Source organism: Arthrobacter sp. TJ-236 (assembly GCF_058269235.1).
This window is the reverse complement of record NZ_JBZCNI010000001.1, coordinates 1,606,906-1,633,860: the sequence shown is the minus strand read 5'-3', so window position 1 is coordinate 1,633,860 and position 26,955 is coordinate 1,606,906. Positions and strand designations below refer to the sequence as shown.

Below are 26,955 nucleotides of genomic sequence, written 5' to 3'. Positions count from 1 at the left end.
CGCGGCGCAGTGCGATGACCGCCTTCACGTCGCGTCGCGCGAGGGGAGTGGTGGAAGCTTCAACTTTCCGCCCGACTAGGATGGAAGGAGCCCGACCGTCCCTCCAGCGGAAGATCGAGACACCATGTTCGCCGTACTGATCGCCATGTTCACCGTGGCACTCGCGGCGCCCCTGCTCTTCGCCCGCCTCGGACGTTCCGCGTTCTTCGTCCTCGCCGCAGCCCCCGCGGCGGCCTTCGTCTGGCTCATGGTGCAGCTTCCCGCGGTCCTCGCCGCGCCGCAGGAGATCCCCGGCGACCGGGCGGACGGTCCGCCGTCGGTGACCGTGCCGTGGGTGCCCAGCCTCGGCCTCGAGTTCGCCTTCCGGCTGGACGCCCTCGCCGCCGTCCTGTGCATCCTGATCCTCGGCGTCGGTGCGCTCGTGCTCCTCTACTGCGCTCGCTACTTCACGAGCGAGGACCACGACATCGGCGCCTTCGGGGCGCAGCTCCTGGCGTTCGCGGCAGCCATGGTGGGGCTCGTGACGGCGGACGACCTGATCCTCATGTTCATCTTCTGGGAGCTCACCACGATCCTCTCCTACCTGCTGATCGGGTACTCGAGGACGCGGCTCTCGGCACGGCGCTCAGCGCTCCAGGCCCTGATCGTCACCACGTTCGGCGGGCTCGCGATGCTCGTGGGCCTCGTGATGCTGGGGGAGACCGCCGGGACCTACCGGATCTCGACGATCCTCGCCGACGCAGAGGCTCTGACGGCGCGTGGCACCGTGATCGACGTCGCGATCGCGCTGGTGCTCGTCGGGGCGATCACGAAGTCCGCGCTCGTGCCCTTCCACTTCTGGCTGCCGGGTGCCATGGCTGCGCCGACCCCGGTGAGCGCGTACCTGCACGCCGCCGCGATGGTGAAGGCCGGCGTCTTCCTGGTGGCCCGCTTCGCCCCGGGGTTCGGCGAGACCGCCTTCTGGTACCCGGTGATCATGGTGCTCGGCATGGCGACCATGCTGATCGGCGGCTGGCGGGCGCTGCGGCAGCACGACCTCAAGCTGGTCCTTGCCTACGGGACGGTGAGCCAGCTCGGCTTCCTCGTGATGGTCACCGGTCTCGGCGGGCGCGACGGCGCGGTCGCGGGGCTGGGTCTGCTGCTGGCGCACGGGTTCTTCAAGGCCATGCTGTTCCTGGTGGTCGGCATCATCGATCATCAGGCGGGCACGCGCGATCTCCGCGTGCTCTCCGGCGTGGGAGCGACGTCGCCCCTGCTCTTCGCCGTCGCGCTCGTTGCCGCGGGCTCCATGGCCGGGGTGCCGCCGCTGTTCGGGTTCGTGGCGAAGGAATCGGTCTACGAGGCGTTCGTGCACCGTGCGGAGGAGGGCGTCACGGGGACGCTCCTGCTCGGCGGGATCGTCCTCGGGTCCATGCTCACGGTGGCGTACAGCGCGCGCTTCGTCTGGGGCGCCTTCGCGCTCAAGCACGGCGTGCGCCAGACCCCGTTGGGGCAGGTCCGTACCTCTTTCGTGCTCGCACCGGCCGTCCTCGCGGTCGCCACGGTGGTGTTCGGCCTGTGGCCCGTACCGCTGGACGCCGCCGTCCAGCCGTACGCGGCGCTCTTCCCGTCCGACGGCGACGCCCCGCACCTCGCCCTGTGGCACGGCTTCTCCCTGCCCCTGTTCCTCTCGGTCCTCACGCTCGCCGGTGGATTCGCCCTCCACGCTGCCCGCACGCCCTTCGGCCGGCTCCAGGACCGCGTGCCGGCGGTTCGTGACTCCGAGGTGGTCTACCGCTCGGGGATCGGCGTGCTCGACGACGTCGCCGTGTGGATCACGGGACGCACGCAGCGCGGTTCCCTGGCCTTCTACCTCTTCGTGATCCTCGTGACCGCGATCCTCACGCCGCTGACGGCGCTCATCCTGCTCGACGCGCCCCTGTCCACCGACCTCCAGGTAGCCGAATCCCCGGCCCAGATGGTCGTCGCCGTCGTGATCGTGGTCGGGATCCTCGCAGCCCTCCGTGCGGCCAAGCGGTTCATGGCCGTGCTGATGGTCGGCGTCACCGGGTACGGCATGGTGGTGCTCTACGCCCTGCACGGGGCGCCGGACCTCGCGCTCACCCAGCTGCTGGTCGAGACGATCGTGCTCGTGGCCTTCGTGCTGGCCCTCCGCTCGCTGCCGGCGCGCCTGTGGAGCCGGGCGGAGAGCCGGCACCGCCTGCTCCGCGCCGGCCTCGGGATCGCGTTCGGCACCGTGATGGCGGTGATCGCCATGTCCGCGATGGCCTCCCGCAGCGCCGAGCCGATCTCGCTCGCCTACCCGAAGCTCGCGTATGACGTCGGCGGCGGGGCGAACGCCGTCAACGTGCTGCTCGTGGACATCAGGGCCTGGGACACCTTCGGGGAGATCACCGTGCTCGTGATCGCGGCCACCGGGGTGGCGAGCCTCATCTTCGTGCGCGGCCGGAACGATCGGCGGAAGCGGGCCGACGGCGTCGAGGACGGCTCGGTGGACCGCGGCCAGGAGCCGCTGGACGCCGGGGGCAGGCAGGACGCCGCGCGCCGGCTGGCGGCGCGCTTCGCCGACGTCTCCCGTGATCCGTGGCTCGTGGCGGGCCGCACCCTCGCCCCCGAGCGGCGCTCCATCATCTTCGAGGTGGTCACGCGCCTGCTGTTCCACACCATCATCATGCTCTCGGTCTACCTGCTCATCGCCGGCCACAACCTGCCGGGCGGCGGGTTCGCGGGAGGCCTCCTGGCGGGCCTCGCCCTGGCCGTGCGCTACCTCGCGGGCGGGCGCTTCGAGCTCGCCGAGGCGAGCCCGGTGAGCGCCGGGGTGCTCCTCGGTGCCGGTCTCGCGATCGTCACGCTCACCGCGCTCGCGCCGCTCGTGGTCGGGGGCGCCGTCCTCGAGAGCTACATCCTCGAGTTCTGGCTGCCGATCATCGGCGACGTGAAGTTCGTGACCTCTACGGTGTTCGACATCGGCGTGTACGTGATCGTCGTCGGCCTGGTGCTGGACGTCCTCCGGAGCCTCGGGTCCGAGATCGACGAGCGCAGCGAGGACGAGGACCCCGTCGAGGAGGACGCCGGCGCCGATGCCCTGGTGCCGCCCGCCACCGAGGGAGTGAGGCGATGACGGTCAACGTCACGCTGATCGTCCTCATGGGCGTGTTCTTCGCGGCCGGGATCTACCTCCTGCTCGAGAGGAGCCTGACGCGCGTGCTGCTCGGCCTGATCCTCATGGGCAACGGTGCCAACATCCTGATCCTCGCGATGAGCGGTGGTGGCGGGCGGTCGCCGCTCTATGCGGCCGGCACGCCGGAGGCCGAGTACACGGACAGCCTCCCGCAGGCACTGATCCTCACGGCGATCGTCATCACCTTCGCCGTCACGGCGTTCATGCTCGGCATCATCTACCGCTCCTGGGTGCTCGGGCGCAAGGACGACGTCCAGGACGATCCCGAGGACCTGCGCGTGGCCGACCAGTCGAGCTACGACTACGAGGACGACGCCGATGTGGCGGCCGCTCCGTCCGACTTCCTCGAATCGGTGTCCGACCACCACCCGCGCACCTACGCGGGGAACGACCGCGACGAGCGCGACGACAGCGGCACTCCGTGATCGCCGCCGATCTCGCGCCGCTGGCCGTCGTCCTGCCGTTCCTCGGCGCGGCCGTGACGTTCCTGCTGCTGCGCCACTCGCGCGCGCAGCGCACCGTGAGCATCTCCACGCTCTCGGTGACCCTGATCCTCGAGGTGGTCATGCTCCTCGGTGCGCCCGCGACCGGAACGCACGCGGTGGCGCTCGGCGGGTGGGCGCCGCCCTTCGGGATCGTGCTCGTGGTGGACCAGTTCTCCGCGCTCATGCTCGTGGTCTCCTCGGCGGTGAGCCTCGCGGTGCTGATCTACGCGGCCGGGCAGGGCATGGCCGACGGCGACGAGGACGGCCCGGTCTCGATCTTCCATCCCACCTACCTGATCCTCGTGGCCGGGGTCTCCAACGCGTTCCTGACGGGTGATCTGTTCAACCTGTACGTGGGCTTCGAGATCCTCCTCACCGCGAGCTACGTGCTGATGACCCTCGGTGGATCGGCGCCGCGCATCCGCGCGGGCGTCACCTACGTGGTGGTCAGCGTGGTGTCCTCGATACTGTTCCTCATCGCGATCGGCATGATCTACGGGGCCACGGGCACCGTGAACCTCGCGGACCTCGCGGTGAAGCTCGAGAGCGTGGACCCGGCCACGCAGATGGTGCTGCACCTCATGCTGCTCGTGGCGTTCGGGATCAAGGCAGCGGTGTTCCCGCTCTCGTTCTGGCTGCCCGACTCCTACCCGACCGCGCCGGCGCCCGTGACGGCGGTGTTCGCCGGCCTGCTCACGAAGGTGGGCGTCTACGCGATGGTGCGCGTCGAGACGCTCCTGTTCCCGGGTGATCGCATCAACTCCCTGCTCATGGTCGTGGCGCTGCTGACCATGATCGTGGGGATCCTCGGGGCGCTCGCGCAGTCCGACCTCAAGCGGTTGCTCTCCTTCACCCTCGTCAGCCACATCGGCTACATGGTGTTCGGGCTGGCGGTCTCCACGCGGATCGGCCTGGGCGCCGCCGTGTACTACGTGGCACACCACATCATCGTGCAGACGAGCCTCTTCCTCGTCACCGGGCTGATCGAACGGCGGGGCGGTACCGCCAACGTGGACCGTCTCGGTGGTCTCGCGCGGCTCTCGCCGCTGCTCGGCATCCTCTTCTTCCTGCCGGCCATGAACCTCGCGGGCATCCCGCCGTTCTCGGGCTTCCTCGGGAAACTCGGGCTGATCCAGGCCGGCGTGGACCTCGGCACGCCGCTGGCGTATGCGCTCGTGGCCGGCGGGGTGGCAACGAGCCTCCTGACGCTGCTGGTCATGGCGCGGGTCTGGAACAGGGCGTTCTGGCGGAGCCCGGCCGACGCCGACGAGCCGGATCCCATCCTCCTCGCGAGCAAGGCGGACGGCTCCATGATCGGCACCTCACGCCACGTCACCGGCGAGGACAGCGGGCGGTTCGCCGGCAAGGACCCCGTGACCCTGCTGCCGCGCACCATGACCGGTCCCACGATCGGCCTCGTGGTGCTCGGGCTCTCCCTCACGGTCCTGGCCGGGCCGCTCTTCGCCCTCAGCGACGCCGCCGCGCAGGAGATGCTGGACCGCACCCCCTACATCGAGGCCGTGCTCGGACCGGGGGCGGACGAATGACCCGCCAGCGAATCCCCCTCATCACCGAGCTCCCCCTCGTCATCTGGCTCGTCCTCGTGTGGGGAGCGCTCTGGCAGGACTTCAGCCCCGGCACCCTGCTCTTCGGAGCGGTGATCGCCTACGTGGTCGTCAACGTGTTCTACCTGCCGCCCGTCGAACTCACCGGCCGGTTCAACGTGCTCCTGGCGCTCGCCTTCGTGGGACGCTTCCTCGCCCAGCTGGTGGTCGCCAGCCTGCAGGTGATCTGGCTCGCCGTTGCCCGCGGGCCGAGGTTGCGGAACGCCGTCGTCGCCGTGGAGCTCCGCAGCCACTCCGACTTCCTCGTCACCGCCACGGGGCACGCGCTCTCGCTCATCCCCGGATCCCTCGTGCTGGAGGTGGACCGCTCCACCTCCACGCTCTACCTGCACTGTCTCAACGTGACGAGCGCGGCCGACGCCGACGTGGTGCGCCGCGACGTCCGCGCCACCGAGGCCTGGCTCATCCGGATCATGGGCACGCGCGCGGACCTCGCGGCGCTGCGGCGAGAGGAGGGGGGCGCATGAGCGTCGTCGCGCTCGTGGCCGGCATCATCCTCGCCGTCGCGGCGGGGCTCGCGCTCTACCGCGTGGCCCGCGGACCGTCCATCCTCGACCGCGTGCTCGCGCTCGACGTCGTCCTCGCGATCATCGGCGGCGCCCTGGTGCTGAACATGGTGGTGAACAGGCACCTGGACAACCTGATCCTGCTCGTCGTGGTGTCCCTGATCGGGTTCATCGGTTCCGTGACGATGGCCCGCTTCGTGACGGACAGGAAGTAGCGCCATGCTCCAGGACGTCGTCGTCGCCGCGCTCCTCATCTCGGGGGCCTCCATGTCCCTCGCCGCAGGCATCGGCCTGGTCCGCTTCCCCGACCTGCTCTCCCGCATGCACGCGGCCACCAAGCCGCAGGTGCTCGGACTCCTCCTGCTCCTCCTCGCGCTCGCCGTCGAGTCCGGCAGCTGGCTCCTGGTACCCGTACTCGTGCTCTGCTGGGTGTTCCAGCTGCTTGTCAGCCCGGTGTCCGCGCACATGGTGGGGCGCGCCGGCTACCGGACGCGGCACCTCCGCCGCGACCTCCTCACCCTCGACGAGCTCGACGACGTCGTCGCGCGCGCGGTCGCGGACCCGCACGGCGAGGACCATCGCCGTGCGGACCGCAGCGGCACGGTCCCTAGCGGCACGGACGACGACGGCAAGGATCGCGGCCCGGACGACGACGGCGGACGCTCGTCGGCGCCGCCGACGGACGGGCCGCGGACCGGCGCCACCTGATCACCGTCGTCGTGCCCGCGGTACGCGCCCGCGTAGTGCGCTCCCCTACACGGGTGAAGCGCCGCCTGTAAAGCGAGTGACCCGCCCGGTATCGCGGTGGCCGCGTCTGCTGAGCGCGACGCACCATGAAGCCGACGAGGGCGTACCGCGGCAGGAACGCGGGAGTGCCGATCCGGGGGGGCTGTGCCGCTCGACGGCGAACACCGCGTCAGCACCACAAGAGCCCCCCGCCACCACCCCGACCACACCCGAGGTGTACAACAGCCGCAGCGACCTCACCCCCGAGCCCGCCGCGGCTCTCCCCCTCGGCGCCACGGCCCCGGCGCTGTGCGGAACCCTGGTGGCGACACAGATGGGTGGCGTGCCGTCCGGCGGCGCCGCGACCGGCGCGGTGGTCGAGCCGTCCTCGAACGACGCCGGGCTCATGACTCTCGGAGGCGGTCTCGTCCTGGCTGCAGCGGCCGGCGGGACCTACCTCGTGCGGCGCCGCACCACCGCCTCCTAGGCGCCTGCGCGTCACCGCCTCGGGAGCTCAGTGACTCGCCCGTGTCCCGACGAGCTGCTCTGATACCTCCCAGAGGCGGCGGGCATCGTCCATGTCACGAAGGGGCGCCCAGAATTCCCGGACAGAAGGTGCCCCACCGATGGTGCGGTGGGGACCGAAGAACTGGTCCCCACCGTATTCGGGGTCGGTCGCGGCCATGAGAGCCGGCAGCGCAGCACTCTCGGGGGTGCCGGCGATGCCGATGCGGGAGAGGAGTCCGATCAGGCGGCGCGACGCGGGTGTCCTGTCGCGCCCCATGCCGGGCTGTGCCGCGAGGAGGTTCGTCGGTGAGACGCCGGGGTGTGAGAGGTTGCTGCTGATACCCCAGCCGTGGGCGCGGCTCCTGGCATCGAGTTCGCGGGCGAACAGGCCGACGGCGATCTTGGATCCGAGGTATGCCTTCATGACGTCGTAGTTCCGCTCGTGGTTCAGGTCGTCCCAGGTCATCTCACCCTTCCGGGCGGCGACGCTGGTCTGGTGGGTGACCCGGGCCCGGCCCTCGCGCAGGAGCGGCAGCAGGCCGAGGGTGAGCGCGACATGGCCGAGGTGGTTCGTGCCCCACTGCAGCTCGAAGCCGTCGCGGGTCACCTGGCGGGTGGGCGGCTGCATGACGCCGGCGTTGTTGATCAGGATGTTGATGGGGCGCCCCTCGGACACGAGCGTGGCCACGAGGGATGTGACGGAGCTCAGCGAGGACAGGTCCATCGATCGGGTGCTGACCTTCGCGCCCTCGACGGCGGCGCGGATGCGCTGCGCTGCGGCGTCGCCCTTGGCCTGGTTGCGGACGGGCATGATGACCTCCGCGCCGGCCCCGGCCAGGCGGGTCGCGATGACGGTACCGATGCCGTCGCTCGCTCCGGTGACGACGGCGAGTTTCCCGGTCAGGTCGGGGAGGGTGATGTCATGGGTGCGAGGCATGGGACGTTCCTTCGTTCGAGGGGTGGGTCACCGGATCCGGTTCCTGCTCCGATGATTCACCGGTTGCTCCGCCACATGAAGGACCTGTCGATCCACGGATAACCGGACAGCGGATGCCGACGCGTCGGTGATCAGGACGTGATGACCTGCGAGCCGAGCACGGCCAGCAGCTGCAGTTTCTCGTGGCTGTCACTGCCGGGTACGGCCGTGTAGACGAGGAGACGGTGGGACTGATCCGGATCCAGCAGGGTCTGGCAGTTCAGATCCAGCCGGCCCACCGAGGGGTGGTGGAAGCGCTTGATCTCGGGTGGTTGCACCCCGATTTCCTGGGTGTCCCAGACCTTGCGGAAGCCGGCGTCGTCCTGCAGGAGCGCGGCGAGCTCGGCTGCCCGCGAGCCCGGGCCACGCAGTGCCACGAGCTGACGCAGCCCCGAGGCGTAGACGCGGGACAGCCGGTCGCGTTCCTCGGGTGGGTAGGCGTCCCTGGCCGTGGAGTCGGTGAACCACCGGTACCCGATGCTCCGACCGGGTCCGCTGCGCCGCGATGCGTCTCCGAAGAGAGCCTTGCCGAGCGGGGTCTGCCGGAGCGTGTCCCCGACCTCGGTGATGATCTCCGCAGGGGTGTCCGTGAGCCGGTCGAGGATCCGGAGCAGTCCGGGGCTCACGAACTCACTGTCGGTGCCCCTGTGGGGCGGGGTGTGCCCGGCGAGGCGGAACAGATGATCACGCTCACCGAGGGTCAGGTGGAGCCCCTGGGCGATCGAGGCGATCATCTGCTCCGACGGGTGGGGCCCGGTGCCACGTTCCATCCGGGCGTAGTAGTCGCTCGACATATGACACAGCGCTGCAACCTCCTCCCGGCGGAGGCCGTTCGTCCGCCGCCGCTGACCCCGCACCATGCCGACGTCCTCGGGCTGCAATGATTCTCGGCGATGACGCAGGAACGAGCTCAAACCCTCACGATCGATCATGCTGTGCCTCCTCGGCTGAAGCCTTCTGTCTACCGTGTCCGTCATCGGTTATCCACGGTCTGTCAGACCACCCCTCGGGCCACCCCTCGGAAACGGGCGCCGGTCCGCGGTATGGCTGCAGGGCGCTGCGTCGGAGCCCCCGCCGACGACGGAGGATCATCACCACGATCAGTCCGACGATCGCGCCTACTGCGTTGGCGGCGAGATCACGAGGATGGGAGATCCTGTCGAGTGGGATCTGCACCAGCTCGATGACGACGGTGAGTACCAACGGGCCTATCAGAGCGGCCACACCCCGGACGAGCAGACCTCCCGTGATCCCGACGGGCACGAACATCAGGACGTTGAGGAGGACTTCCACCGGCCGGCCTTCGGTCCATCCCGGCCCGTCGACCCACGCTCCCGCGTCCAGGATTCCCCGGTTTCCCTCGGAGCCGGCAGCCGCCCAGGGGATCGGCCGCAGCGTCACCCACAGCACCGTGCACGTGTAGGCGGCACCCAGGAGGGCGGCGATCGTCCTCGTGCTGACACTTTCGGCAGAGTCACGCCCGGCGTCCGTCCCGGAACGCGCTGCCGTCCGGAGGCTCTTGTTCTTCTTCATGACACTATGTAATTATCTTCCTGACAACATGTCAATAACTTGCACACCCCCTCGAGGAGACGATCCCGATGCATGCATCAGTCCACGAACCAGTCCATGAACCAGCGACCGACGTACTCCGGCCAGCGGCGAGAGACGCTGGCAGACCATCAGAGGGGAGGGTCCGTCGACTCCTCGGATGGTGCGCAGTGGCGGCTGCTGCTGCTGCCGCCGTCATCATCCCGCTGGCGGGGCTGCCCGCGGCTGCTCAGGCCGTCTCGCTGAGCGCTCTGGCGCTGGCCGTCATCCAGGGCTCCCGCCGGTACGGATGGCGGCTGCTCCTCGCCTTCTTCGCCATCTGCTTCGTGCTCAGCAACGCCTGGGAGAACCTCAGCATCATCACGGGGTTCCCGTTCGGGAACTACTACTACACGCTCATGCCACAGCTGTTCTACGTCCCGGTGATCATCGGGGTCATCTACTTCGGCATCGGCTGGGTCAGCTGGATGACGACCAACGCACTGCTCGACCGTGCGGACGAGCGCCTGGACCTCCGCACCCGTGGCGGACGGATCAACGTCCTCGCTCTCCCGGCGCTCTCCGGTGCCGTCATGACGATGTTCGACGTCGGAGCGGACTCCCTGATCTCGACCGTCCGGGGCATCTGGGTCTGGGAGGACGGGGGAGGGGTGTTCGGCGTCCCCTTCACGAACTACCTGGGGTGGTGGTTCGTCACGTGGACCTTCTTCCAGGTCTTCACCCTGATCCTCGCTGCTCGTCAGACCCGGCGCCCAGCCCGTTCGGAGAGCCGCCTGCGGCCGGTGTCCTACCTCCAGCCGGTCCTGGCCTACGCGATGTTCGCCGTCGTCTCCACGACGACCTTCATCGCCGGGGGCGGACCACAGACGGTCCTGGATCCCACTGGCGCTCCATGGGACGCGGCCGCTCTCAATGAGACACTGATGATCATCAACATCTTCAGCGTGGTACCCGTTGCCCTGTTCGCGATCGTCAAGATCGCCAGGGGAGACCTCACGCGGGTCTAGCACGGTGCGCGCACCATCGACCGAGCGAAGGCCATGCCCTCGCGATGCCCACCTGGCAGGGACCGGAGAGGGGAGATCAATGCCCAAGATCTCAGCGGCGACGATCGCCGAACACAAGCTGCACACCTGGAGCCTGCTGCTCGACGCCGTCGACGAACTCATCCTCGAACGCCCCTTCGAGACCATCTCGATGCGCGACGTCGCCGAACGGTCGGGGATCGCCCGGACCGCCGTCTACAACTACGCGCCCGACACCGTCACCTTGCTCGTCGAGGCGGCGAGGCGCGGCAGTGCAGAGGTGGGCGACGCGGTGGCGCAGCGGGCCGACGACACGTCGATAACGCCGGCCGAGCGCCTCCGCGAGATCGTGATCGTCCTGCTCACCGAACACGCCCGGAGCACGAGCGCCTTCATCGCGATGCAGACGATCGAGCGGGCGCTCCGGCAGGAGCGCTTGACCGACGCCGTCATCCCCTTCCGGGATCAGATCGGCGATCTGATCATCGACGTCGTCAGAGCGGGTGTCGAAGCAGGGGAGTTCGCGCCGGTGGAGTACCCCGCTCTCACCCGTTCACTCATGGTGGGCGTGATGCAGGCAGCGCTCCGCAGATACAGTGCGTCGCAGGTCATCGGACCTGCGGAAGCCGAGATCGTCTCGCGCTTCCTGATCAACGCTCTCAGCCGGCCGGTCGGGCCACTCGCCTAGCCTTCCCCGAGCAGGTCCGTCGGACCACCAGCGCCGTCGACGGCGGAGCAGATCTCCGCGGCTCGTCACCCGACGTCGTCGCCGTTCCCCGTACTCACTCAGGAGCGCCAGCGCGCCCTTCTCCCCGTGCGCTCTTCACCGCGGCCTCTTCGTGAGCGCTCACGTCCAATCCATCACTCTCCGGTAGCCGCTGCGTTCCTGCGCCGATCGACCCCGGACACACACCGAAGGACACGATCATGAAAACCGACTCCACACCGTCAGCACAGCGCCGCACCGAAGCCACCGACGCGACCGTTGGACGTCGCCAGCTCTCCCGCCGATCGTTGCTCACCATGGCGGGGATCGGAGCTGCGGCGGGCACCGTCGGCTTCGGGGCGGCCCGGCTCACGGCCCCCGGCGCAGAGCTGCCCGACTGGACCGCCGAGGACATGCCGTCGATGGTCGGCAGGCGTGCGATCGTCACCGGTGGCAACGGCTACCCGAACGAGGGCAGGAGCGGGATCGGGTACCACCAGGCGCTCGCACTGGCCGCCGCCGGCGCGGACGTGACGATCGCGTCCCGCAACCGCGAGCGTGGTGAGGAGGCCGCACGCAGGATCCGCGCCGAGGTCCCGGGGGCCATCATCCGCGCCGAGACCCTCGACCTCGCCGATCTGGGGTCCGTCAGCCTCTTCGTCCGACGCATGGAGGAGTCCGGGCAGGGCCTCGACGTGCTCGTCAACAATGCAGGGGTGCAGGGGCGCAGGGGCCGCGAAGAGTCTGCGGACGGCCTGGAACGCGTCTTCGCCACCAACGCACGAGGGCCGTTCGCGCTGTCCGCCCGGCTGCGATCCCTTCTTCAGGAGGCCGAGGCGCCGCGCATCATCTGGACGTCGAGTTCGCGGGTCGGCTCCATCGATTTCGACGACCTCCAAAAGGTCGACAGCTACGACTACGGGCGAGCGTATGACGACACGAAGCTCGGGCAGCTGCTCATGGCCTTCGAATGTGAGCGCCGCAGCAAGGCCGCGGGTTGGGGCATCACCAGCATCGCCGTGCATCCCGGTGTGTGCCGCACGAACATCGTCCTGGACGGGCCGGGGCCCGATTCGCCGGAAGGTCTGCGCTTCCGGTACGTACGGCCACTCTGGCAGGACCCTGGGATCGGGGCACTTCCCGCGCTCTACGCGGCCACCTCACCACAGGCTGCCGGTGGCGCCTACTACGGCCCGAAACAGCTGCGCGGCCTGAGCGGTCTACCGGGTTTCGCCGTCGTTCCCGACGACGCCCAGGACCTCGACGTCGCCGCCAGGTACTGGAGGACCCTGGAGGACCTCGCCGCTGTGCAGTTCAGCTGATCGGGCTACGCGGCCCGGTCGGAACGAACGATCCGGATGGGCTCGGCCAGCAGCCCGGTGAGTGACTCACCGTGTTCGGTGAGGACGATGCGACCTTCGCTCTCCTCGGTGATCCCGTAGCGGATGCAGCCGGGTTCGCGGACCACCTCGTCGATCGCGTTCCTCAGCACGAGGCTCACCCTGCTGAACTCGGCCTCGAGCGGAGTGAGGACGGCAGTGACGTCCACCGGCGTGGTCGTCAGCGTGACCACGACCTTGCCTGCTCCGCTCTTCGCCAACGCATGTGCGCGCCGGATGGAGGAGACGGGTAGGACGTGATCGACACGGGGCGCGTACTGGCCGCGTCAGCACCGCGAGTTCCGCGGTGGTGTCACTGACGCCGCCGAGCCCGAACACCAGATCGCCGACGGACGCGCCGGACACCCCCTCGCCCACTTCATCGATGATCCCGACGGCGTCACGTCCCGGTATGGCCGGGAGTGGGAGCGGTAGGACATGCTGGATGACGCCCTGGCGCAGCAGGTAGTCGATGGAGTTCACGCTCACGGCCTGGACCTTGATGCGCACCGAGTTCGCGACGGCATGCGGTTCGGCCGCCTCCTCGATGACGAGGACGTCCGGATCGCCGTGGTGATGGAAGCGTGCAGCGCGCATGGGGTCTCCTGTCGATGGGCACGACATTTCCTTGCCACGGAAAGTAACCCTACGGCCGGGTCCTTGCCATGGCAAGCGTCGCTAGAATGGCGGGATGGATTCCCCGGAAGCACTGCCCGCGCAGGAGGACCGCGCCTGGTCGCTGCTCATCGGGGTCATGATGTGGCTGCCGGTCGCCCTGGACACCCATCTCGAACGTGTCGCCGGGATGGGTCACGCCGACTACCAGGTACTGCGCCGGCTCTCACTCACCGAAGAACGCGAGGCCTACATGACACACCTCGCAACCACCGCCGGCGTCACCCCGTCCCATCTCTCGCGGATCGTGGCTCGCCTCGAGGCGAGGGGCTTGGTCGTCCGCAGCATCGATCCCCGGGACGCGCGGAAGGTCCTCGCGCGTCTCACCGACGTGGGCGCGCGTGTCGTCGATGAGATCGAACCGGGCTACGTCGCAGAAGTCCGGACACTCGTCTTCAGCCGCCTGACGCCCGCGCAGGCCCACCAGCTCGAGGACATCACCGAAGCACTCCTCACACCTCTTCGCGCAGATTGCGTCGCGATCCTGCCGCCGCGCGCGGAACGGTAAGGCGGCGGGGAAGTATCCGGTCGCTCGCCTGTCGGAGTGGCTCGCCGGAGGGCTCTAACGCGTCGCTCCGGTGGATCGACAGCCCACTGCGCGATAGGGTGACTGCGATCGAGGGGCGAACACCATGGAGTCGGTAGTGCGGAAGGACGGCGCGCATCGCGCTGCCGTCGTGGTCGAGGACGACGCCGACATCCGTCAGCTCCTGGTGATCGTGCTCCGCTCCCACGGCTTCACGGCGCACGAGGCCGTGACGGGTGCCGAGGGCCGCAGCCTCGTGGATCAGGTGCAGCCCACGCTCATCACCCTCGACCTGAACCTCCCGGACATCGACGGGATCGACCTCTGCTCGCAGCTGCGGGCGGTGACCGACGCCCACATCCTCACCATCTCGGCCCGCCCTCCGCATCTCACGCAGGAGCAGTGCCTGCTCGCGGGATCTGATCACTTCATGCCGAAGCCGTTCAGCCCCCGCGAGCTCGGCGCCTACCTCGACGGCGTCTTCCCGCGCGAGGGCGCGGCGTAGCAGTGCCCTACACCGTGAGCGCCGCCCACGACGAGTACGACGACGACCTCCTGGCAGCGCTGTACGACACGGACAACCCGGGCGGACGGGACCACGACTACTACCGCTCGCTCGCGGCGAGTACCGGCGCGACCCGCATCACGGACCTCGGCTGCGGAACGGGCCTCCTGACGGTGACCCTCGCGACCCCGGGGCGGACGGTCGTGGGGATCGACCCCGCTGCGGCGATGCTCGCGTACGCCTGCTCACGGCCCCGGGGCGACGCCGTCGAGTGGCGGCTCGGCACGTCGGCGCTGATCGACACCCGGGGAAGCGATCTGATCCTGATGACCGGGAACGTCGCGATGCACATCATCGGCGACGACTGGCACGCCGCGCTGCAGGACATCGCCCGGGGGCTGGACGCTGAGGGAGTGCTCGCCTTCGAGACCCGGAACCCGGGAGCGCGGGCGTGGGCTGGATGGAACGATCCCGGGAGCGAGCGCAGTACCGTCGCGGGCCGGCTCCGGGAATCGACCAGCACCACGCCTCCCGACGACGACGGCGTGGTGACGATGCGGTGCCACAACGAGTTCGTGGACGCGGGTCATGTGGTGGACGTCGAGCAACGCCTGCAGTTCCGTAGCCTCCAGCAGATCACAACGGACCTCGACCGGGCGGGTCTCGCCGTCGTCACCGTCAGTGGCGACTGGGACGGCACGGCGTTCGCGGGCTCGGCGGAGGAACCGCTCATGATCGTCCAGGCGGCGCGGAGAGGCTGACCGAGATACCGCCGAAGGAGTCGGCCGCGTGGACCGGGGACGGCCGGCGTCGTACTGTGAGGGCGTGATTCTTCCGGACACCTCCCAGGACGCCGTCGCTGTCGCGGACCACTACGACGAACTCGATCCCGTCTACCTGCGGGTCTGGGGCGATCACGTTCATCACGGGCTGTGGACGACCGGCCGCGAGACGCCGGCCGAGGCCGTCGTCGCTCTGAGCGACGCGGTGGGGGACAGGCTCGAGCTCTCGTCGGGTGACACGTGCGTCGACATCGGCTGCGGCTACGGATCGACCGCCCGGCGGCTCGCAGAGACGCGCGGGATCCGCGTCACGGGCCTCACGCTCTCCGCCGAGCAGGCCCGTTTCGCGGATGCCCTGCCCGTACCCGGGGTGACCATCGAGGTTCGCGATTGGCTGGCGAACGGGTTACCCGACGGGAGCGCAGACGCGGCGTGGGCGATCGAATCGAGCGAACACATGGTGGACAAGCCCCGGTTCTTCGCCGAGGCCCACCGCGTGGTGACGCCGGGCGGGCGCTTCGTCGTCTGTGCCTGGCTCGCGGAGACGGGCGCCGGCCCATGGAAGGTACGCCATCTGCTCGAGCCGATCTGCCGCGAGGGGAGGCTCCCCTCGATGGGAACGCGCGAGGACTACGAGCGGATGGCGGTGGCTGCCGGGTTCACCGTCACCGGCTACGAGGACGTCAGCGCTCGCGTGGCGCGCACGTGGAGCATCTGCGCGCGTCGCCTCCTGAAGGTCCTAATCGTCGACCGCGAGACCCGGCGCCTCGCCGTCCGGGGGCGAAACCGCGTGTTCCTCCTGAGCATCCCCCGCCTGATCCTCGCGTACCGCAGCGGGGCCATGCGGTACGGGATCCTGACGCTCACCAGGGATCCCGAGCCGGCGGTCCCCACACCGGGGCGGTAATCGCCCGGACACGAGGGACGCATCGGCGGTTCTCCGTGTGTCCCCCTGCACAGTTGTACGGAGTCGGTCCAGGGCGCGATCGTCCTCGCTGAGTTCCGGGGAAGCGTCGGTCAGGAGTCGCGGCTCACGGAGTCCGCGAGGTGTCGCTCCAGGAGATCCGCGCTGCGTTCGCTCGCGTCGCGGATGCGGTTCAGGGCACCGACGATGCTGATGCTCGCGAACAGGACCACGAGGACGAGGAGCACGAGCAGCCAGGAGGTATCCACGCGGCAACTCTAGCCGCAGGTCCGAAGAGCGCTACGGACCCGCGGACGAACCGGCGTCAGTCCGCCCGGCGCTGCGGCGCGACGACCCGGATGATCGCGGAATCGTCCTCCGCGGCCAGTCCCTGGGCCTGCCCGAGGAGGTACAGCTGCTCGGCGGCCGCGGCGAGGGGCGCAGGGAGACCGTGTGCGCGGGTGGCACGGCCGACGATCCCCATGTCCTTCACGAAGATGTCCAGGCGGCTCAGCACCTCGGCGCCGCCGTCGTCGTACGCCTCGAGCATCCGCGGGCCGCGGTTGGAGAGCATGAAGGACCCTGCGGCGCCCGCCTCGAGAGCGGTGAGGGTGGCGGCGCGGTCGAGTCCGAGCGCGTCGGCGAGGGCGAGGGCCTCTGCTGCTGCGGCGATGTGGATGCCGCACAGCAGCTGGTTGACGGTCTTCACCGCCTGGCCGTCGCCGGGGCGGTCACCCACCACGGTCAGGGTGGAGGCGAGCAGCTCGAGGGCGGGTCGCGCGGCGTCGAGTGCCTCGGGTGCCGCGCCCACCACGATCAGCAGATCGCCCTCGCCCGCCCGCTTCGGCCCGCCCGAGAGCGGCGCGTCCACGAGCGCGACCCCGTACTCGGCGAGCCGCTGCACGGTACTCGCCACGGCGTCGGTGCCCACGGTGCTCGTGAGGATCACGACGGCGCCGCGCCGCAGCGCGGGAGCCACCCCCTCGGGGCCGAACAGCACCTCGTCGAGCTGGTCGGCGTTGCGGACCGCCAGTAGCAGGGCGTCGGTCCCCTCGGTGGCCTCGCGCGCCGAGGAGAACGTGCGGATACCGGCCTCACGGGCGAGCGCGAGGCGGGGTTCCGCGATGTCGAACCCGCGCACCGAGACGCCCGTCGCGAGCCGCGTGGCCATCGGCAGCCCCATCGCGCCGAGGCCGAGAACCGTTACCGCGTAGTCAGTCATGTGATCCGTCCGATGCTTGGGTGGGGGCAGGTCCCGTCCACGCGGCGCTGAGCTTCCGCACCACGTCCACGAGGGAGTCGTCGTCCCCGACGTTACCGGCGAACACCACGAAAGGTATGCCCTGCGCGGGCCCGCCCACCGGCTCCCACAGGCTGACGATGCCGGGCAGCATGGGCCCGCGCACCATGGCGTGGCGGATCTGCAGCCCGTGCGCGGCGACGTCCGAGGACGTGATGCCACCCTTGGCGATCACGAAGCGGGGTGGTGCGAGCGCGAGGACCCGCCGTACGGCGTCGACGACGGCGGCGGACACCGTGCGCGCGATCCGCAGGCTCTCCTCCGGCGACCGGGACCTCACGAGGGAGCGGCTGGTGTGGAGGACGACGTCCTGTCCGGCGAGGGCTTCGACCACCGCGGACACCACGGCGTCCAGGTGCGCCTCGGCGCGCGCGTCGAGGAGCTGCGCGACGTCCATCTCGACGACGACGGCGTTCGGGTGCCGCGTGGTCAGTGCCTCGAGCTGCCGAGTGGTCACGGCGACGTGCGAGCCGACGACGACGAGCCCGCCGACCGTGGAGCCCTCCGGCCGGTCGTAGCTCTCGGCACCGGTCAGGACCGCCGGCACCTCCTGGCCCGCGCGGGCCCGCATGAACGGCGGGCCCACCCGGTAGAGCAGGGAGGAGCCGCGGCGTTCCGCCTCGTCGAGGCCGAGGGAGAGCGCGCGGAGATCGTTCTCCGCCACGATGTCCGCGACGATCGGCGTTCCCGCGCGGGCGTGCCCGACGGCGTCGGCGATGGCGCGCGACGACGCCTCCGCGGTGCCTCCGGACCGGATGACCCCGAGGTCGAGCACGATCACCGAGTCCGCCGGGATGCGGCCGCCGCTCTTCTCCTCCACATAGTCCGGCAGGTAGGAGGAGCGGTATCCGAAGCTGGCGTCCGAGGCGAACTCCGTCTCCGCTGAGGGTGTGAGGCGGTCCGCGCCGGGGCCACGGACGTAGTGCGTCCCGCCGATGGTCACCCGCCCGGCGTCCGGGAACGCCGGGACCACCACCACGCCGTCGACCTCCTCGCCGGTGACGTCCCGCAGCGTGGCCGCGAGGGTGTCCGTCTCCAGCGGGAAGTGGCCGCGCAGGGTGGAGTCGCTGCGGCTGACGAAGCTGATCCGCAGGGGAGCGGGGCCCGAGGCCGGGACGTCCGCCGCCGCTGCGAGCGCCGCGCGCACCACCTCCTCGTTACGGGTGGCGGCCTCCGCGGGGTCGAGGCTCCGCGTGTTGGTCAGGACGTAGACCGCCGGGGTGCCCTGCTGGTACGCCCAGGCGAAATCGCCGACCTCCCACTGCGTGAGCACCGGGAGGTCGGCGACCGACTGCGTGCCCGTCGGGTCGTCGTCGAGCACCACGAACACCCGGCGTCGGCCGTCCGGTGCGTGCCGGACGGCCGCCGCGACGTCGGCCGCCGCGACGGCGTACTCGGCGGGGAAGGCTTTGAGCAGGGACTGTTCGTTGACGGCCATCAATGTCCCGGAGTTGCCGTGGCCTTTTCCTCGGCCTCGAGCAGTGCGTCCGACTTCGACCGCATGCGCTTGGTGAGGATGAACATCACGGCCGCAACGAAGGCGAAGACACCCACGGACATGGTGCCGAACATTCCCGTTTCAGTGACGAACCGCTGGTCCACGGCGGTACGCATGATCGGGGCCACGAAGCCGCCGAGGTTGCCCAGCGAGTTGATGAGGCCGATGCCCGCCGCGGCGGCCGTACCCGTCAGGAACGCCGTCGGGTAGGACCACGTGATGGGCCCGCACGCCAGGAAGCTGGAGACCGAGACCACCAGGAAGGCGATCGCGAGGACCGGCATGCCCGCCTCCCCGGCGAGGGCGGCACCGATGGTCGCCACGGCCGTGGACACGTAGAACATGGTGCCCCAGACGCGACGGCGCCGGATGGTCGTGGCGTTCTTGCCCACGTAGTAGCAGACGAAGAGGCCCACGAACCACGGGATGGCCGAGATCAGGCCGATCTGCCAGAACTCGGCGTCGGGGCTGATGATGCGCCTGACCTGCTGCGGGAGGTAGAACGTGGTGCCGTAGACCGCCACCTGCAGGCAGAAGTAGATGATGGTGAAGTACCAGACCTTCCAGTTGCCCATGGCGCGGACGATGCCCGACGGACCGTCGCTGGCCCGGACTTCGTCCTCCGCCTCCATGACCCGCAGGAGCGCCCGTTTTTCGTCCTTATCCAGCCACTTGGCCTTCTGTGGACTGTCGATCAGGAAGAAGATGGCGGCTATGCCGGCGACCACCGCCATCATGCCCTCGGTGAAGAACATGACCTGCCAGCCGCGCCACGGGGTGTAGGTGTCACCGAAGGAGATGAGCGCACCGGAGATCGGGTTGCCGAGCATCTGCGAGAACGGCTGCGCGAGGTAGAACAGCGCGAACATCTGCACGCGGACCTTGTTGGGGAACCACTCGGAGAGGAACATGATCACGCCCGGGAAGAGCCCGGCCTCGGTGACGCCGAGGAGGAACCGCAGCACGATGAACATGGTGTCGCCGCTGGTGAAGGCGAAAGCCGAGGCCACGATGCCCCACGTGATGGCGATACGCGCGAGCCACCACCGGGCGCCGAACTTCTTGAGGAGCAGATTGGAGGGGATCTCGAAGATCGCGTACCCGATGAAGAAGATGCCGGCGCCGAGGGCGAACGCACCGGCGCTGATACCGCGGTCCATCTCGAGTGCATCCTCGGCGTAGCCCACGTTGGTGCGGTCCAGGAAGGCGACGAAGTACAGGATGATCAGCATCGGCATCAGGTGCCGGGCTGCTTTCTTGACGGCGGAGGCGAGCGCTGGGCTGTCCAGGTCGTCTTTGACCGCGTCCGTTGCGGACATGGGGCTCTCCTTGTTCGGAAGTGGTGACGCGTGGGGTGGAGCGGAGGACTGCGCTGACTCCTAGCCGACCAGGGACGGCACGATGAGCCAGAGACCTATGCCGACGAGGACGACCCCGACGGCGAGGAACAGGAGGCGGGACTTCGACCAGTCGCGCATGTCAGTGCATGTAGAGGCCGCCGTCGACGTTCAGGGTCTGCCCCGTCACGAAGCCGGCGTCCTCGCTGATGAGGTAGGCGATGGCCGCAGCGATGTCGCGCGGCGTCCCGATGCGGGGGAGGACGCCGTCGGCCGCCATGGCGGTCTTCCGCTCCTCCGTGAGCGTGCCGCCCATGATGTCGGTGTCGATGGGCCCGGGCGAGATGGCGTTGACCGTGATGCCCTGCCCGCCCAGCTCCCGCGCCACGGACCGCGTGAAGCCGATCACGCCGGCCTTCGCCGCCGAGTACACGGTCTTCGAGAAGGTACCGCCGCCGCGCTGCGCGGAGACCGAGGACAGGTTGACCACGCGGCCCACGCCGTTCCCGACCATCGACTCGACGGCCCGCCGCGTGGCGAAGTGGACGCCGTTCATGTTGATGCCCATGACGCGGTTCCACTCCTCGGGTGTGACCTCGAGGTACGGTACGGGGCTGGAGACGCCGGCGAGGTTCACGAGGGCCACCATCTGCGGCAGCTTCGCCTCGAGGTCGTCGAAGGCCGCACGGACCGCGGGCTCGTCGGCCACGTTGGCGCCGGCACCCGCCGCCGTCACGCCGTGTTCCGCCGCGATCTCCTCGGCGACGGACTGAGCCGCTTCGGCGTCGAGGTCGATGATGCCGATGTTCCAGCCGAGGCCGGCCAGGTAGTGCGCGGACGCCCGGCCGATACCTCGGGGCGAGGCCGCGCCCGTGAGGACGACGGACCGTGAGTCGGGGAAAGCAGATGCCATGGGTGTCTCCTGGGGTGGGTGGGGGGCTGGTGTCAGTGGATGGGCGCGGGGCCCAGCTCGTCCATGAGCTTCTTGATGGCCACGTAGGCCCTGTTGCGGTAGGCGATGAGCTCGGCGGTACGATCGGCTGGCACATCGAGGTACCCGGAGCCGGTCTTCGTCCCGAAGTGTCCGGCGTCCACGAGGTTCTTCAGCGACTCGGGGGTCGCGAAACGTTCGGGCCAGCGGGTCTGCAGCGAGGCGTAGCAGAACGAGTAGACGTCGAGCCCGGCCATGTCGGCGATCGCGAAGGGCCCGAACACCGGCAGGCGGAACCCGAACGTCGTGCGGACGATCGTGTCGATGTCGTCCGCCGTCGCGATGCCCTCCTCGACGATCTGCGTGGCCTCGTGGAACAGCGCGTACTGCAGGCGGTTGAGCACGAAGCCGGTGGCGTCCTTGACCCGCGCGGTCTCCTTGCCGGTGGACGCGACGATCTCCTCGACCATGGGCAGCACGGAGTCGGCGGTGCCGGGGTGCGGGATGAGTTCGACGCCGGGGATGAACGGCGCCGGGTTGGAGAAGTGGACGCCGAGGAAACGCTCGGGCCGCTCGACCGCCTCGGCCAGGCTGGCGATGAGGATGGTCGAGGTGTTGGAGCCGATCACGGCGTCGGGCAGGGCGGCGGCGGAGATGCGCCGCAGCGTCTCGTGCTTGATCTCGAGGCGTTCCGGCACGGCCTCCTCGATGAACTCGGCGTCCGAGACGGCGGCCTCGATGGACTCCGCCGCCGAGACGTTCGCCTCGATGCGGGCCCGGGCATCCGCGGGGAACAGGCCGTCCGCCGTGAACTGGTCGGCCTCGGTGAGCAGCCGCTCGAGGTTCGAGGCCGCGATCTCCGCGCTGACGTCGGCGATCCGGACGGTGTGGCCCGCGAGTGCCAGGACCTGCGCGATCCCTCCGCCCATGTAACCGGAGCCGACGACGGCGATCCTCCGGCCGGTTGGTTCCTGCGTCATGTGGTCTTCCCTCCGGGGAGCAGCGAGCGGATGTACGTCTGGTTGGTGGCGCAGTTGCCGAGGCTGTCCCCGCCGTAGTGCTCGCAGAGGAAGATGCCGTCGAAGCCGAGGTCCACGGCGTCGCGGATCACCTGGCGGTAGTTGATGAGGCCGGCCTCCATGGAGGTGGGGACGCTGGTGGCCCAGGATCCGTCCGCCGCCTCGTCCCGCGAGTAGTTCTTGACGTGCCAGTAGTTGGCGTAGGGGAGGAGCTTGGCGTGCAGCTCCCGCCAGTCCTCGACGGGGCGGTGCAGGCGGATCAGGTTCGCGATGTCGGGGTTGATGCCCACGTTGTCGAGGCCGATCTCCTCGACGAGGCGCACCGCGCTGTCACCGGTGCCGAGGTAAGTGTCCTCGTAGAGTTCCAGAGACATCTTCAGCCCGACGTCGGCCGCGTGCCTGCCGAGTTCGCGGAGCCGTGCGACGGCGGTCGCGAAGAGCTCGGGATCGTCAGGGTCCTTCGGGCCTTCGGCGGTCCAGAACCACAGGGCCTTCCGCTGCGCATCGCTGAAGGGCTGGTGCAGGCCGGTGGAGAAGACCTCCATGCCCCACGCGGCGGCGGCGTCGATGGTGCGGTGCGCGTAGGCGAGGTTCTTCTCCTCGTGACCGGGCATGATCACGCTCTGGCGCTGCAGGTGGACTGACGGGATCCGGACGCCGTGCGAGGCGGCGATCGAGAGGAACTCGTCGCGGCGGGAGGGCTCGAGGTCCGCGGGCCGCACGTGGCTGTCGGCGAGTTCGGCGAGTGAGAACCCCACGCGCTCCACCTCGGCGAACATCTCGTCCCAGACCTCCGCGCCGGCGTCGTGCAGTGCCACCCCCTCGCGTGTGACGGTGGGGATCCCGTGGAGGCACGTGGCGATGGGCCACTCCTGCGCGGTGAATGCGGGCTGCGGGGACATGTCAGTGCTCCATTGCATGAGAGTTCGCCGGATGAAAGATCCTATAGGAAATATAAACGGCGCAGCAGCCCTCAGCAAGGCCCGATCAGGGATGGGCCTGTCAGACGGAGTCGTTCAGCGATCTGCTGCGGACGCCCTCGATGTGCGCCCTGAGCGCGTTCACCGGGGCCGCGTCGTCGCCGCCGGCGAACGCCTCGAGGATCGCGGCGTGCTCGGTGGCGGCCTCCGCGACGTCGTTGGTACCGCGGATCACGGCCTGCCGCATGCGGTGCGTGAGGGCGCCCAGGTTCCCGTACATGTCACGGATGTACCGGTTGCCCGCGGCATCGAGGATCACGGTGTGGAACGCGGCGTCGGCGTCGAAGTAGTCGTGGATGGTGCGCACGGGAACGGAGCCGCGCATCATGGCGGCGGTGACTCGCTCGCCCATCTCGTGGTGGTGCTCGTGAGCCCGCCGCAGTGCGGGGAGGAAGGAGGCCGCGCGAGGGGCCGCGAGCCGCGCGGCCTCCAGCTCGAGCATGATGCGCGCCTCGAAGAGTTCATCGAGCTGCTCCCGGCCGAGCGGGGGCGCCACGCGGTAGCCCTTCAGCGCCTGGCGGGTCACGAGGCCCGTGCGCTCGAGTTGCACCATGGCCTCACGCACGGGGGTGGGGGAGACCTTCAACTGCTTGGCGAGGGTGTCGATGGACAGCCGTGCACCGGGCTCCATGGAACTGGAGAGCAGGATGTCGAGGATGCGGTCGTGGACGCGGTCCCGCAGGCCGCGTCGGTCGATCCCGGGGATCTCCTCGATCCCGCCGTCGCCCAGCGGGTCGGCGGGTGGGTCCGCCATCGTGTTCGCCGTCATCGTGTGTCCCCTAACTCCCATGCCTCGTCCAGGATCGCCTCGAACGCCGCGGGATCGTGCGCGAAGCGGCCGAGGAACATGCCGTCCACGCAGTCCGCGATACGCGTCAGCAGGCCCGGGCCGGCACTTCCACCGTAGATCACTCGGGCGTCGTCGAGGAGCGGATCCGCCGCCACGTGGTCACGCAGGGCGCTCGTCACCGCCCGGATGTGGTCATCGGGTGCGGGATCCGGCGCGCCGATGGCCCACACCGGTTCGTAGGCGACGATCAGGCCGCCCGGCGAGCCGGCGTGCCGCGCGTCCTCCAGGCAGGCCTCGAGCTGGCGCAGGCACTGCTCGACGGCGGTGGCCTCGTCCCCTGCGTCCACGCGGTCCCGTTCCCCGATGCACAGCACCGGGGTCAGGCCGTGCTGGAAGGCGGCCCGGACCTTGCGTGACGCCGTGCTGTCCGTCTCGCCGAACATCGCCCGGCGCTCAGCGTGGCCGATCTCCACGAGGGAGATCCCGAGCTCGGCCAGCTCGGACGCCGACACCTCGCCGGTGAAGGCGCCTGCCTCCTCCCAGTGGACGTCCTGCGCTCCCACGAGCATCCCCGCCGGAGCGGCGAGGTCGCGGACGGCCGGGATGGACGGGAAGGTCGGGATGATGAACGGCTGCACCAGGTCACCGAGCACGGCCGGGTGCACCGCCGCGATCTCCGCCACCTGCCGCGTCCACTCGACCTGGCGCCGGTGCCCGAAGTACATCTTCAGGCTCGAGCCGATGGTGAAGCGCGGGGTCGCAGGCATGGAGGGTTACACGCCCTCGTAGGAGCAGATGTCGTCCACCTTGGCCTTCGATGCGCTCGAGGTGTCGAACGTGTAGGTGAGCCACTCGCGCGCCATGCGCCGTGCCACCTCGATGCCGACGACGCGCTGGCCCATGCACAGCACCTGGCAGTCGTTCGAGAGCACGGAGCGTTCCACGGAGAAGGAGTCGTGCGCGGTGGCGGCCCGGATGCCCTGGACCTTGTTCGCGGCGATCGCCACGCCGATCCCGGTGCCGCAGATCAGCAGTGCGCGGTCGGCCTCGCCCCGGGCCACGCGCTCCGCGGCCTCGATGGCGATCTTCGGGTAGGAGGTGTGCCCGTCGGCGCCCACCCCGATGTCCACCACGGATTCCACGAGCTCGTTCTGCTCGAGGTCCCCGCGGAGGATCTCCTTGTACTGGAAGCCGGCGTCGTCGCAGCCGATGATGATCCTGAGTGCCATGGTCTCTCCTGGTTCTTTCGTGGTCGTGGGGGCGTCGGTCCGGGTGTCAGGGTGCGGACGTCAGGATGCAGAGGTCCGGGCAGGCGTGTCGAGCATGGACGTCGCCGTGCAGATCAGCGCGAAGGAGACGGCACCGGGGTCCGCGGTGCCCACGGACTTGTCGCCGTGGGCCCTCGCCCGCCCGAGCGTCGCCTTCAGCTCCGACGTCCGCTCGGCGGCCTGCGTGGCCACTCCTGCGGCATCCGTCCAGGCCGAGCGCAGGTCCGCGCCGTCGGCGACGCGGGCCGCGAACGCCTCGGCGAACGGGACGATCGCGTCGATCATCGTCTTGTCGCCCACCGACGCCTTCCCGAAGGCCATGACGGCGTCGCGCCCCGCCTCGACCGCGCGGACGACGTCGGCGGGTACGGGTGCGGCGTCGTCACCGAGTGCCTGGCCGGCCGTCTTGAGCATCGTGGCCCAGATGGCGCCCGAGGTGCCTCCGGCGCGGTCGCTCCAGGCGTTCGCGGCGCGGCGGAGGGTCGTGTCCGCTCCCGCTCCGGATGCCACGGCCTCCCGCGCGGCGTCGCGTCCGGCGTGGGAGCCGCGCTGCATGCCGATACCGTGATCGCCGTCGCCCGCCACCTGGTCGAGCCGGCCGAGGTGGTCCGCGTGCTCGTCGATCACGGCGGCCACGGCCTCGAGCGCCGCGGCGATCAGCGAGGCGGCAGCCTGCGATTCCGGTGACGCGCTGCCCACGGTGTCCTCGGCGTCGTCCTGCACCACGGCGTCGAAGCGTTCCTGCGTCTCCACCTGCCCACGGCGGAAGCCGGGGGTGTCCGCGGGGGCGGTCCAGAGCCGCTCCAACTCGTCGTCGAGCCACAGGAGCGTCAGCGAGCAACCGGCCATGTCGAAGCTGGTGCACAGCTCGCCGACCTCGGGGTCCACGACGGTGAGGCCGCGCTCGGTGAGCAGGCGGTGCACCGTGCCGTAGACGACGAACAGCTCCTCGTACTTCACGCTGCCGAGGCCGTTCAGGAGCGGCACCACGCGGGCTCCGGCGAGGTCCACGCCCTCGGGCACCTCGTCGAGGAGGCGCTCGACGAACAGTTCCGCCAGACCGGCGGCGGTGGGGACGTCCACCTCGTCGATCCCGGGCTCACCGTGGATGCCGAGGCCGACTGCCATGCGTCCGGCCGGGACCCCGAAGAGCGGTGCGTCGGCGCCGGGGAGGGTGCAGCCGCCGAAGGCGACGCCGAGCGAGCGTGTGCGGTGGTTCGCGAGGCGCGCCACGCGCTCCACGCCGTCGAGGTCGTAGCCCTCCTCGCACGCGGCGCCGGCCACCTTGAACACCGTGAGGTCCCCGGCGATGCCGCGCCGTTTGGTCTCCTCGCCCTTGGGCGCGCTGAAGATGTCGTCCGTGACGACCACGGTCCGGACGTCGATCCCGGCCTCGCGCAGTTCCGCCTGCGCCTCGTCGAAGTGCAGCACGTCGCCGGCGTAGTTGCCGTAGCTGAGGAGGACGCCGCGGCCCTGATCGGCCGTGCGGGTGACGGTGCGGACCTGGTGGGCGGAGGGTGATGCGAAGAGGTTGCCCATGACGGCGCCGTGTGCGAGGCCCGGCCCCACGAGACCACCGAAGGCCGGGTAGTGGCCGCTGCCGCCGCCGATGACGAGCGAGACGGTGGGAGTTCCCGACCGCGTGGAGCGGACCACACCGCCGGGAACCTGCTGGACCCATCGGGAGGATGCTGCGACGAAGCCCGTGAGCATCTCGTCGACGAAGTCCTCCGGTGTGTTGAACAGTCGCGTCATTGCGATTCCTCTCGGTCG

The 26,955-nt window shown here is 69.8% G+C and carries 29 protein-coding genes and 1 pseudogene; 14 read left to right on the top strand and 16 right to left on the bottom strand.

The features are described from left to right. Positions 1-124 precede the first annotated feature (124 nt). From AC4D16_RS07725 to AC4D16_RS07695, 7 genes are all read left to right on the top strand, one after another. The gene (locus AC4D16_RS07725) at positions 125-3,121 is read left to right on the top strand and encodes a Na+/H+ antiporter subunit A (protein ID WP_490954508.1); all 2,997 of its coding nucleotides are present in this window, start codon (positions 125-127) and stop codon (positions 3,119-3,121) included. After that, positions 3,118-3,606 (top strand): Na(+)/H(+) antiporter subunit C, encoded by a 489-nt coding sequence (locus tag AC4D16_RS07720; RefSeq protein ID WP_490947960.1) that lies wholly within the window; start codon positions 3,118-3,120, stop codon positions 3,604-3,606. The genes AC4D16_RS07725 and AC4D16_RS07720 overlap by 4 nt, the downstream gene beginning before the upstream one ends. Then, the gene (locus AC4D16_RS07715; protein WP_490954507.1) at positions 3,603-5,213 is read left to right on the top strand and encodes a Na+/H+ antiporter subunit D; all 1,611 of its coding nucleotides are present in this window, start codon (positions 3,603-3,605) and stop codon (positions 5,211-5,213) included. Before AC4D16_RS07720 ends, AC4D16_RS07715 begins: the two co-directional genes overlap by 4 nt. Beyond that, positions 5,210-5,758 carry a Na+/H+ antiporter subunit E gene (locus AC4D16_RS07710; RefSeq protein WP_490954506.1) on the top strand — a complete coding sequence of 183 codons (549 nt, stop codon included), beginning with the start codon at positions 5,210-5,212 and terminating at the stop codon, positions 5,756-5,758. Before AC4D16_RS07715 ends, AC4D16_RS07710 begins: the two co-directional genes overlap by 4 nt. Next, on the top strand, positions 5,755-6,012 hold the full coding sequence (locus AC4D16_RS07705; protein ID WP_490947963.1) for an MrpF/PhaF family protein: 258 nt from the start codon (positions 5,755-5,757) through the stop codon (positions 6,010-6,012). The genes AC4D16_RS07710 and AC4D16_RS07705 overlap by 4 nt, the downstream gene beginning before the upstream one ends. Before the next feature lie 4 nt (positions 6,013-6,016). Further along, positions 6,017-6,505, top strand: coding sequence for a monovalent cation/H(+) antiporter subunit G (mnhG, locus tag AC4D16_RS07700; RefSeq protein ID WP_490947964.1), 489 nt, complete (start codon positions 6,017-6,019; stop codon positions 6,503-6,505). Between the two features lie 253 nt (positions 6,506-6,758). Next, positions 6,759-7,010, top strand: a complete 252-nt coding sequence (locus AC4D16_RS07695) for a hypothetical protein (RefSeq protein WP_490954505.1) — start codon at positions 6,759-6,761, stop codon at positions 7,008-7,010. A 27-nt stretch (positions 7,011-7,037) separates the two neighbouring features. Here AC4D16_RS07695 and AC4D16_RS07690 read toward each other — a convergent pair whose 3' ends face one another. The 3 genes from AC4D16_RS07690 to AC4D16_RS07680 all read right to left on the bottom strand — a co-directional run bounded on the left by AC4D16_RS07690 (position 7,038) and on the right by AC4D16_RS07680 (position 9,539). After that, complete coding sequence (locus AC4D16_RS07690) at positions 7,038-7,967, bottom strand: SDR family oxidoreductase (RefSeq protein ID WP_490954504.1); 930 nt, start codon at positions 7,965-7,967, stop codon at positions 7,038-7,040. A 131-nt stretch (positions 7,968-8,098) separates the two neighbouring features. After that, positions 8,099-8,938: a helix-turn-helix transcriptional regulator gene (locus tag AC4D16_RS07685; protein WP_490954503.1), complete on the bottom strand. Its 840-nt coding sequence runs from the start codon at positions 8,936-8,938 to the stop codon at positions 8,099-8,101. Beyond that, the gene (locus AC4D16_RS07680; RefSeq protein ID WP_490954502.1) at positions 8,925-9,539 is read right to left on the bottom strand and encodes a VanZ family protein; all 615 of its coding nucleotides are present in this window, start codon (positions 9,537-9,539) and stop codon (positions 8,925-8,927) included. Before AC4D16_RS07680 ends, AC4D16_RS07685 begins: the two co-directional genes overlap by 14 nt. Positions 9,540-9,727: 188 nt before the next feature. Between AC4D16_RS07680 and AC4D16_RS07675 the strand changes: the two genes are divergently transcribed. The 3 genes from AC4D16_RS07675 to AC4D16_RS07665 all read left to right on the top strand — a co-directional run bounded on the left by AC4D16_RS07675 (position 9,728) and on the right by AC4D16_RS07665 (position 12,610). Next, positions 9,728-10,564, top strand: coding sequence for a carotenoid biosynthesis protein (locus AC4D16_RS07675; protein ID WP_490954501.1), 837 nt, complete (start codon positions 9,728-9,730; stop codon positions 10,562-10,564). Positions 10,565-10,643: 79 nt separating this feature from the next. Continuing rightward, on the top strand, positions 10,644-11,270 hold the full coding sequence (locus tag AC4D16_RS07670; protein ID WP_490954500.1) for a TetR/AcrR family transcriptional regulator: 627 nt from the start codon (positions 10,644-10,646) through the stop codon (positions 11,268-11,270). A gap of 239 nt (positions 11,271-11,509) precedes the next feature. Continuing rightward, the gene (locus tag AC4D16_RS07665) at positions 11,510-12,610 is read left to right on the top strand and encodes an SDR family NAD(P)-dependent oxidoreductase (RefSeq protein ID WP_490947971.1); all 1,101 of its coding nucleotides are present in this window, start codon (positions 11,510-11,512) and stop codon (positions 12,608-12,610) included. A gap of 5 nt (positions 12,611-12,615) precedes the next feature. On the opposite strand, the gene AC4D16_RS07660 is transcribed toward AC4D16_RS07665, so the two are convergent. Both AC4D16_RS07660 and AC4D16_RS07655 read right to left on the bottom strand, forming a co-directional pair. Next, positions 12,616-12,861 carry a putative quinol monooxygenase gene (locus AC4D16_RS07660; protein WP_490954499.1) on the bottom strand — a complete coding sequence of 82 codons (246 nt, stop codon included), beginning with the start codon at positions 12,859-12,861 and terminating at the stop codon, positions 12,616-12,618. Between the two features lie 91 nt (positions 12,862-12,952). Further along, positions 12,953-13,264: pseudogene (locus tag AC4D16_RS07655) on the bottom strand (alcohol dehydrogenase catalytic domain-containing protein); the annotation flags it as partial. Positions 13,265-13,358: 94 nt separating this feature from the next. Here AC4D16_RS07655 and AC4D16_RS07650 point away from each other — a divergent pair. The 4 genes from AC4D16_RS07650 (at position 13,359) to AC4D16_RS07635 (ending at position 16,062) form a co-directional block, all read left to right on the top strand. Further along, on the top strand, positions 13,359-13,850 hold the full coding sequence (locus tag AC4D16_RS07650) for a MarR family winged helix-turn-helix transcriptional regulator (RefSeq protein ID WP_490954498.1): 492 nt from the start codon (positions 13,359-13,361) through the stop codon (positions 13,848-13,850). A 124-nt stretch (positions 13,851-13,974) separates the two neighbouring features. Then, positions 13,975-14,373, top strand: coding sequence for a response regulator transcription factor (locus AC4D16_RS07645; protein WP_490947974.1), 399 nt, complete (start codon positions 13,975-13,977; stop codon positions 14,371-14,373). A 2-nt stretch (positions 14,374-14,375) separates the two neighbouring features. Continuing rightward, positions 14,376-15,134 carry a class I SAM-dependent methyltransferase gene (locus tag AC4D16_RS07640; RefSeq protein ID WP_490954497.1) on the top strand — a complete coding sequence of 253 codons (759 nt, stop codon included), beginning with the start codon at positions 14,376-14,378 and terminating at the stop codon, positions 15,132-15,134. Between the two features lie 64 nt (positions 15,135-15,198). Further along, positions 15,199-16,062, top strand: coding sequence for a class I SAM-dependent methyltransferase (locus AC4D16_RS07635; RefSeq protein WP_490954496.1), 864 nt, complete (start codon positions 15,199-15,201; stop codon positions 16,060-16,062). A 110-nt stretch (positions 16,063-16,172) separates the two neighbouring features. On the opposite strand, the gene AC4D16_RS07630 is transcribed toward AC4D16_RS07635, so the two are convergent. From AC4D16_RS07630 to AC4D16_RS07580, 11 genes are all read right to left on the bottom strand, one after another. Further along, complete coding sequence (locus AC4D16_RS07630) at positions 16,173-16,328, bottom strand: hypothetical protein (RefSeq protein ID WP_490947977.1); 156 nt, start codon at positions 16,326-16,328, stop codon at positions 16,173-16,175. A 56-nt stretch (positions 16,329-16,384) separates the two neighbouring features. Next, complete coding sequence (locus AC4D16_RS07625) at positions 16,385-17,281, bottom strand: NAD(P)-dependent oxidoreductase (protein ID WP_490954495.1); 897 nt, start codon at positions 17,279-17,281, stop codon at positions 16,385-16,387. Beyond that, complete coding sequence (locus AC4D16_RS07620; protein ID WP_490954494.1) at positions 17,274-18,797, bottom strand: four-carbon acid sugar kinase family protein; 1,524 nt, start codon at positions 18,795-18,797, stop codon at positions 17,274-17,276. Before AC4D16_RS07620 ends, AC4D16_RS07625 begins: the two co-directional genes overlap by 8 nt. Continuing rightward, entirely contained in the window at positions 18,797-20,176 is a 1,380-nt protein-coding gene (locus AC4D16_RS07615; RefSeq protein ID WP_490947980.1) for an MFS transporter, read from the bottom strand. The genes AC4D16_RS07620 and AC4D16_RS07615 overlap by 1 nt, the downstream gene beginning before the upstream one ends. Before the next feature lie 160 nt (positions 20,177-20,336). Beyond that, the gene (locus AC4D16_RS07610) at positions 20,337-21,107 is read right to left on the bottom strand and encodes an SDR family NAD(P)-dependent oxidoreductase (protein ID WP_490954493.1); all 771 of its coding nucleotides are present in this window, start codon (positions 21,105-21,107) and stop codon (positions 20,337-20,339) included. Positions 21,108-21,139: 32 nt separating this feature from the next. Beyond that, entirely contained in the window at positions 21,140-22,105 is a 966-nt protein-coding gene (locus tag AC4D16_RS07605; RefSeq protein ID WP_490947982.1) for a 3-hydroxyacyl-CoA dehydrogenase family protein, read from the bottom strand. Continuing rightward, entirely contained in the window at positions 22,102-23,046 is a 945-nt protein-coding gene (locus AC4D16_RS07600) for a sugar phosphate isomerase/epimerase family protein (RefSeq protein ID WP_490954492.1), read from the bottom strand. The genes AC4D16_RS07605 and AC4D16_RS07600 overlap by 4 nt, the downstream gene beginning before the upstream one ends. A gap of 100 nt (positions 23,047-23,146) precedes the next feature. Then, entirely contained in the window at positions 23,147-23,893 is a 747-nt protein-coding gene (locus AC4D16_RS07595; protein WP_490954491.1) for a GntR family transcriptional regulator, read from the bottom strand. Beyond that, positions 23,890-24,681, bottom strand: a complete 792-nt coding sequence (locus tag AC4D16_RS07590; RefSeq protein WP_490954490.1) for a triose-phosphate isomerase family protein — start codon at positions 24,679-24,681, stop codon at positions 23,890-23,892. Before AC4D16_RS07590 ends, AC4D16_RS07595 begins: the two co-directional genes overlap by 4 nt. A 6-nt stretch (positions 24,682-24,687) precedes the next feature. After that, positions 24,688-25,143, bottom strand: a complete 456-nt coding sequence (locus AC4D16_RS07585; RefSeq protein WP_490947986.1) for a ribose-5-phosphate isomerase — start codon at positions 25,141-25,143, stop codon at positions 24,688-24,690. Positions 25,144-25,203: 60 nt separating this feature from the next. Further along, complete coding sequence (locus tag AC4D16_RS07580) at positions 25,204-26,937, bottom strand: dihydroxyacetone kinase family protein (RefSeq protein ID WP_490954489.1); 1,734 nt, start codon at positions 26,935-26,937, stop codon at positions 25,204-25,206. Positions 26,938-26,955: the final 18 nt, after the last annotated feature.